Origin of the sequence: Neisseria sp. RH3002v2g (assembly GCF_014596425.2) — a bacterium.
Lineage (GTDB): Bacteria > Pseudomonadota > Gammaproteobacteria > Burkholderiales > Neisseriaceae > Neisseria.
This window is the reverse complement of sequence record NZ_CP110721.1, coordinates 2,216,179-2,223,142: the sequence shown is the minus strand read 5'-3', so window position 1 is coordinate 2,223,142 and position 6,964 is coordinate 2,216,179. Positions and strand designations below refer to the sequence as shown.

The 6,964-nt window shown below is 50.5% G+C and carries 10 protein-coding genes; 8 read left to right on the top strand and 2 right to left on the bottom strand.

Annotated features, from left to right (window positions below):
- Window positions 1-319 precede the first annotated feature (319 nt).
- From rpmH to yidC, 4 genes are all read left to right on the top strand, one after another.
- Entirely contained in the window at window positions 320-454 is a 135-nt protein-coding gene (rpmH, locus tag BBP27_RS10615; RefSeq protein ID WP_002214728.1) for a 50S ribosomal protein L34, read from the top strand.
- A 2-nt stretch (window positions 455-456) separates the two neighbouring features.
- Complete coding sequence (gene rnpA, locus BBP27_RS10610; RefSeq protein ID WP_188211908.1) at window positions 457-798, top strand: ribonuclease P protein component; 342 nt, start codon at window positions 457-459, stop codon at window positions 796-798.
- A complete protein-coding gene (gene yidD / locus BBP27_RS10605; protein ID WP_003682178.1) occupies window positions 795-1,016 on the top strand; it encodes a membrane protein insertion efficiency factor YidD in 222 nt (73 codons plus the stop codon). The genes rnpA and yidD overlap by 4 nt, the downstream gene beginning before the upstream one ends.
- Window positions 1,017-1,134: 118 nt before the next feature.
- The gene (gene yidC / locus BBP27_RS10600; RefSeq protein WP_188211909.1) at window positions 1,135-2,781 is read left to right on the top strand and encodes a membrane protein insertase YidC; all 1,647 of its coding nucleotides are present in this window, start codon (window positions 1,135-1,137) and stop codon (window positions 2,779-2,781) included.
- A 94-nt stretch (window positions 2,782-2,875) separates the two neighbouring features.
- Here the strand turns inward: yidC and BBP27_RS10595 are convergent, their stop codons facing one another.
- Together BBP27_RS10595 and BBP27_RS10590 are read right to left on the bottom strand one after the other, a co-directional pair.
- Window positions 2,876-3,586 (bottom strand): SAM-dependent methyltransferase, encoded by a 711-nt coding sequence (locus BBP27_RS10595; protein ID WP_188211910.1) that lies wholly within the window; start codon window positions 3,584-3,586, stop codon window positions 2,876-2,878.
- A 54-nt stretch (window positions 3,587-3,640) separates the two neighbouring features.
- On the bottom strand, window positions 3,641-4,231 hold the full coding sequence (locus BBP27_RS10590; RefSeq protein ID WP_188211911.1) for a Maf family protein: 591 nt from the start codon (window positions 4,229-4,231) through the stop codon (window positions 3,641-3,643).
- A 55-nt stretch (window positions 4,232-4,286) separates the two neighbouring features.
- Here BBP27_RS10590 and BBP27_RS10585 point away from each other — a divergent pair, with 55 nt between their 5' ends.
- From BBP27_RS10585 to plsX, 4 genes are all read left to right on the top strand, one after another.
- Window positions 4,287-4,790 carry a YceD family protein gene (locus tag BBP27_RS10585; RefSeq protein ID WP_070836800.1) on the top strand — a complete coding sequence of 168 codons (504 nt, stop codon included), beginning with the start codon at window positions 4,287-4,289 and terminating at the stop codon, window positions 4,788-4,790.
- A gap of 33 nt (window positions 4,791-4,823) precedes the next feature.
- Window positions 4,824-5,003, top strand: a complete 180-nt coding sequence (rpmF, locus tag BBP27_RS10580) for a 50S ribosomal protein L32 (protein ID WP_002240035.1) — start codon at window positions 4,824-4,826, stop codon at window positions 5,001-5,003.
- Between the two features lie 92 nt (window positions 5,004-5,095).
- Window positions 5,096-5,620, top strand: a complete 525-nt coding sequence (locus BBP27_RS10575) for a phosphoribosyltransferase (RefSeq protein WP_003748924.1) — start codon at window positions 5,096-5,098, stop codon at window positions 5,618-5,620.
- 121 nt (window positions 5,621-5,741) lie between these two features.
- A complete protein-coding gene (gene plsX, locus BBP27_RS10570) occupies window positions 5,742-6,812 on the top strand; it encodes a phosphate acyltransferase PlsX (protein ID WP_003748926.1) in 1,071 nt (356 codons plus the stop codon).
- Window positions 6,813-6,964: the final 152 nt, after the last annotated feature.

The window sequence follows — 6,964 nt, the reverse complement described above, 5'->3', positions numbered from 1 at the left end:
GAGATTAAGCTCGGAAAATGGAAGATTTGGGAAATACAAGAAGGCAGAGCAGATAGGCAATCCGATAAAAATCAAATTTTTACGACACTCCCGCTGCTTTCAGACGGCCTTGCGCACAGAGAAAAGCAAGATTGGGCGATTATACCCATTCCGCTCTTTTTTATCCACAACCGCCGCAAAATTTTATCCACAAATTCTATCAATGCATAAAACCAGTTGTCACACTTTGGCCAACGAAAAGTTTTTATATTGATTGACAAAAGCAGCAAATTGGAGTGTAATTCACAGTTTAATTATCTACCAATTTTTAGGAAACATCATGAAACGCACTTATCAACCTTCCGTTACCAAACGTAAACGCACCCACGGCTTCTTGGTTCGCTCCAAAACCCGCGGTGGTCGCGCAGTATTGGCTGCCCGTCGCGCCAAAGGTCGCAAACGCCTGGCTGTATAATTTTGAATTACGGCTTCTCGAAGCAGTATCGCTTATTAAAAACGGATGATTTTTCATCCGTTTTTGCGTTGAAAAACCGACGCAGCCGCGATTTACTGCAAATCTCCCAGTCCGCAGACAACGCGCTCGGCCATCCGCGCCTTGGTTTGGTCGTCAGCAAAAAGACCGCCAAACGCGCCCATGACCGCAATTATATGAAGCGCGTCATCCGCGACTGGTTCAGGCTGAATCAACACCAGCTGCCGCCGCATGATTTTGTTGTGCGCGTGCGTCAGGCGTTTAATCGGGAAACTGCTCCGGAAGCTCGAAACCAACTTGCCCAGCTGATGAAAAAACGCCGATGAACACCCTGCTTTCCAAGCTCCTCCTTGCACTCATCCGCTTTTACCAATACTGCATCAGCCCCCTCATTCCGCCGCGCTGCCGCTATACCCCGACCTGTTCACAATACGCAGTCGAAGCCGTCAAAAAATACGGCGCATTCAAAGGCGGATGGCTGGCAATCAAACGCATCGCACGATGCCATCCTTTCGGCGGACACGGACATGACCCTGTTCCATAATACTGCTGTCAACCATTTAAAGAACACGATTTCCTTTAATTTCCCGTCGGTTTCTATATAATGCCGTCTGAAGCAGTTTTCATCTTGATTACCTATCCGTCAATTCCAGGAATCTCTTATGGATTTTAAAAGACTAATGGCGTTTTTTGCCATTTCAGTGGCAATCTTTGCCGGCTGGGAACATTTTTTCCCCAGCCCCAAACCTAATCCGGCGCAACAAGCCGCGCAACAGCAAACGGCTGCCACTCCGGCAAAAGCCGCTGCCGAAGCCGCGCTTGCCCCGGCCTCTCCTATTACCGTTACCACAGACACGGTTAAAGCCGTCATCGATGAGAAAAGCAGCGACCTGCGTCAGCTGACCCTCTTGCAATACAAAGCAACCGGCGACGAACACAAACCTTTCGTCCTGTTTAACGATGGCAAAGAATACACCTACGTTGCCCAATCCGAGCTTTTGGACGCACAAGGCAACAACGTACTAAAAGGCATCAGCTTTACCGCTCCGCAAAAACAATACAGTTTGGAAGGAGACAAAGTTGAAGTCCGCCTGAGCGCACCTGAAACCAACGGCCTGAAAATCGACAAAGTTTATACTTTCACCAAAGGCAGCTACTTGGTTAACGTCCGCTTTGACATTACCAACAGCAACGGCCAACCCGTCAACCTGAGCGCAGACTACCGCATCGTTCGCGACCACAGCGAACCTGAAGGCCAAGGCTACTTCACCCGCTCTTACGTCGGCCCGGTGGTTTACACCCCTGAAGGCGGCTTCCAAAAAGTCAGCTTCTCTGATTTGGACGACGATGCCAAATCCGGCAAATCCGAAGCCGAATACATCCGCAAAACCCCGACCGGCTGGCTCGGCATGATTGAACACCACTTCATGTCCACTTGGATTTTACAGCCTAAAGACGGCCAAAGCATATGCACCGCAGGCGACTGCCGTATCGACATCAAACGCCGCAACGACAACCTGTACAGCGCGAGCGTCAGCGTGCCTTTAGCCGTCATCCAAGCCGGCGCAAAAGCCGAAACTGCCATCAATCTGTATGCCGGTCCGCAAACCACTTCCGTTATCGCCAACATCGCCGACAAACTGCAACTGGCCAAAGACTACGGCAAAGTACACTGGTTCGCCTCCCCACTCTTCTGGCTCTTGAACCAACTGCACAACATCATCGGCAACTGGGGCTGGGCAATCATCGTTTTGACCATCATCGTCAAAGCCGTACTGTATCCATTGACCAACGCCTCTTACCGCTCTATGGCAAAAATGCGTGCCGCCGCACCTAAATTGCAAGCCATCAAAGAGAAATACGGCGATGACCGCATGGCACAACAACAAGCCATGATGCAGCTTTACAAAGACGAGAAAATCAATCCGCTGGGCGGCTGTCTACCTATGCTGTTGCAAATCCCCGTCTTCATCGGCCTGTACTGGGCATTGTTCGCCTCCGTAGAATTGCGCCAAGCGCCTTGGTTGGGTTGGATTACCGACTTGAGCCGTCCGGATCCTTTCTACATCCTGCCTTTGATTATGGCGGCAACCATGTTTGCACAAACTTATCTGAATCCGCCGTCAACCGACCCTATGCAGGCGAAAATGATGAAAGTCATGCCTTTGATTTTCTCCATCATGTTCTTCTTCTTCCCTGCCGGTTTGGTTCTGTACTGGGTAGTCAACAACCTCTTGACCATCGCCCAACAATGGCACATCAACCGCAGCATCGAAAAACAACGCGCCCAAGGCGAAGTCGTTTCTTGATAAAGGTTTAGGCAACACAAAGGCCGTCTGTTGTTCAGACGGCCTTTTTTATTTCCCCAAACAAATACAGTTTGAAATTGAACCCAATCCAGTTTTAAGCGGCATGCAACACAAAAATCGTCGGGCGTTTTTTCAAATTCGGCATTTCTTTTCTTTTCCGCCACTGCGCAATCGTCTGGCTGATGATTTCCTGTGTCGGCAAGGTTAAGTCCGTGGCCACGCATAATCGCGTTTCAAGATGCAGGTTTTCCACCGCATCAGCCAACAACGCATCGTTGCGATACGGCGTTTCGATAAACAGCTGCGTTTCATTCTGCTGGCGCGAACGTTGCTCCAAAGCCTTCAAACGCTGAATGCGCTCATTTTTTTCAGACGGCAGATAACCCTTAAACGCAAAGTTTTGCCCATTCGCACCCGAAGCCATCAGCGCCAGCAACAAGCTGGACGGGCCGACCAAAGGCCGTACTTCAAAACCGTGTTTATGCGCCAACGCCACCAAATTCGCGCCCGGATCGGCAACAGCCGGGCAACCTGCCTCACTGACAATACCCATACTGCGCCCTTCTTGCAAAGGTTTCAGCAATTCCGGCAAAGTCTTCAAATCCGTGTGTTCATTCAGCGTTTGCAGATTCAGCTCGCGGATAGGCGTAGTTACGCCCAAATGTTTCAAATGCGCGCGCGCTGTTTTTTCCGCTTCTACGACAAAATCCGTCAGCCCGACAATCGCCTTTTGCTCATGCGGCAACAGGCATGGCGTATCAGGCGCACCCAAAGGGGTTGGAATCAAATACAAAATCGGTTTCATTCTTGCAACTCCAAAAAATCTCAGGCCGTCTGAACACATTCAGACGGCCTCAAACTATAAAACTTCCACACCTTCGTTTTTCAAAAAATCAATCAGACGGAAAATCGGAAGGCCAATCAAAGCATTCGGGTCCGTACTTTCAATCCGCTCCAACAAAGCAGCGCCCAAACCCTCGCTCTTCGCCGCGCCGGCACAATAAACCGCATCCGGCTCGCGTTCCAAATATCGGCTGATTTGTTCCTGCGACAACTGGCGCATGGTAACCACCGTATGATCGACATGATGCTGAACCTTACCCGTGGCAGTATTCAAAAGCACGATTGCGCTGTAAAATTCAATCCGTTTTCCGCTCAAGTCCGCCAGCATCTGTTGTGCATTTGCGACGTTCATCGGTTTGCCCAACTGCCGTCCTTCGCACCATGCGACTTGGTCTGCGCCGATAATCAGCGCGGCAGGAAAAGTTGCCGCCAATGAACGGGCTTTGCCTTCCACCAAACGCAGTGCCGTTTCGCCTGCATGCTCGCCCGCAATAGGCGTTTCGTCAAAATCAGGCGATGCCGTCTGAAAATCAATACCCAAACGGCGAAGCTGTCCGCAGCGGAAAACCGAACTCGACCCTAAAACCAAAGGCAGTTTTACTTCCATATTTTTACTTAAAAACATTGACGTTAGACCGCCGAAATTATATCATACTCCGTTTATGTCATACCCTAATTTGATTGACCCAGAAGTTTTCGCCGCCGAAGGGCAGAATCTGCAAGGCAGCTTCCTGCTCGAAGAATTGGATGAACGAGTCAGTTCGCACGATTATCCGGCCGACAAACAGACACGCGTGTCGTTTACGCTGCAAGGCGGCCGCGACCGGCTGCAACGTCTGTTTCTCGATTTGAACGTCAAAGCCGATATGCCCCTGATTTGCCAGCGTTGCATTACGCCCATGCCGTTTCTGCTCGATGAAACCAGCCGTATCGTCTTGTTTGCCGATGAAGAGAGTTTGGACGAAGCCATGCTTGCCGATGAAGAATTGGAAGGCATGCTGCTCGAAAAAGAGCTAGACGTACGAACTCTGGTCGAAGACCAAATCCTGATGTCGCTCCCTTTCTCCCCTCGACACGAAGACTGCGGCAACAATGGGACACTGGAAGAAGTCAATCGGGACAAACCAAACCCCTTCGCTGTTTTAGCAGGTTTGAAAAGCAGTTAATTAGGACACAGTTTATTTATTTAGGAGCTTGAAATGGCCGTTCAACAAAACAAAAAATCCCCTTCTAAACGCGGTATGCACCGTTCACACGACGCTCTGACTGCGCCTTCTCTGTCTGTCGACAGCGCAACCGGCGAAGTGCATCGTCCACACCACATTTCTCCAAACGGTATGTACCGTGGCCGTAAAGTGGTAAAAGCTAAAGGCGAATAATCCGTTCGTCTGACTGAAAAAGCCAGAATATTGCCATGCAATGACTGGCTTTTTTGCATTGCACCCTGTATTTTCCTCTTCGGAAGCACACCATGAAACGTAAAATCTGGTACACCTACGACGACATCCACCGCGTAATCAAAGGATTGGCGGAAAAAATCCAAAACTCCGGCACCAAATACGATGCCATGATTGCCATTGGCGGCGGCGGTTTTATCCCTGCCCGCATGTTGCGCTGCTTCTTGGAAATCCCGATTTACGCCGTGACCACAGCCTACTACGACAACGATCACGAAGGTCAAGTGACCGAGGAAGTGAAAAAAGTCCAATGGCTCGATCCCGTTCCCGATGTACTGAAAGGCAAAAACGTATTGGTTGTTGACGAAGTGGACGACAGCCGCGTTACCATGGAATTCTGCCTGAACGAATTGTTGAAAGAAGATTTCGGCACCATCGGCGTGGCAGTATTGCATGAAAAAATCAAAGCCAAAGTCGGCAAGATTCCCGAAGGCATCCCTTATTTCAGCGGCATTACCGTGGAAGACTGGTGGATTAACTATCCTTGGGACGCGCTGGACATCGACGAACACAATAAATTGGCCGCGCAAAACCGATAAATCCGGCATGACCGTCGCAACAAGCCTTTCCATCTGATTTTCAATCCATCTCCTGAAAATCAGATGAATGTGCTCGTCCGATGGTCCGAGGCCGTCTGAAACACACAAACCGGAGAACAACATGATTACACTGGCCGTAGATGCCATGGGCGGAGATGCAGGCCTTGCAATTACCGTCCCCGGTGCAGTGGATTTCCTCAAACAACAATCCGACGTACATCTGATTATGGTCGGCGATGAAGCAGCAGTCCGCCAAGCATTAAGCTCGGCAGGCGCGCCTATGGACCGCATTACCGTCTGCCATGCAGCACAAGTTGTTGAAATGGATGAAGCGCCGCAATCCGCGCTGAAAAACAAAAAAGAATCATCCATGCGCATCGCCATCAACCAAGTTAAAGAAGGCAACGCGCAAGCCGCCGTATCGGCAGGCAATACCGGCGCATTGATGGCGACCGCCCGATTCGTCCTCAAAACCATTCCCGGCATTGAGCGCCCTGCCATCGCCAAATTCCTGCCTTCCGACAGCGAACACGTTACTTTGGCTTTGGATTTGGGTGCAAATGTCGATTGCACGCCCGAGCAACTGGTTCAATTTGCCATCATCGGCAGCGAGCTGGTACACGCGCTACACCCCGAAAAAGGCAGCCCGCGCGTCGCCCTCTTGAACGTCGGTACAGAAGACATCAAGGGTACGGATGCCGTCAAACAAACCTTTAAACTGTTGAGCAGCAGCAAACTCAACTTCATCGGCAATATCGAAAGCAACAGCGTTTTGTATGGCGAAGCCGATGTCGTTGTCGCAGACGGGTTTGTCGGCAACGTTATGCTCAAAACCATTGAAGGCGCGGTTAAATTCATGAGCGGCGCCATCCGCCGTGAATTCCAGAGCACCCTGTTCAACAAACTTGCCGCCATTGCCGCCTTGCCCGCGCTCAAAGGCTTGAAAGGCAAACTCGATCCGCGCAAATTTAACGGCGCCATCCTGCTTGGTTTACGCGGTATCGTGATTAAGAGCCACGGCGGAACCGACGAAGTCGGCTTCCGTTATGCTTTGGAAGAAGCCTACCACGAAGCCAAATCCGCCGGCCTCGCCCAAATCGAACAAGGTGTAGCCACCCAGTTGGCCGCTTTAGAAGCCGCCAAAGCAGAAGCAGAGCAGGAAGAGACCGCCGCTCCGGCCACGGAAGCTTAAGGCTGATATACACAGGCCGTCTGAAACTTCAAAATGTTCAGACGGCCTGTTTTTATCTTTGAAACACCAACTTCATGCTTCATATTGGGAATTTCCCCATTTTCGCTTACAATATCCGACTATCTGAATTAACTCTCTAAAAAGGCCGTTCT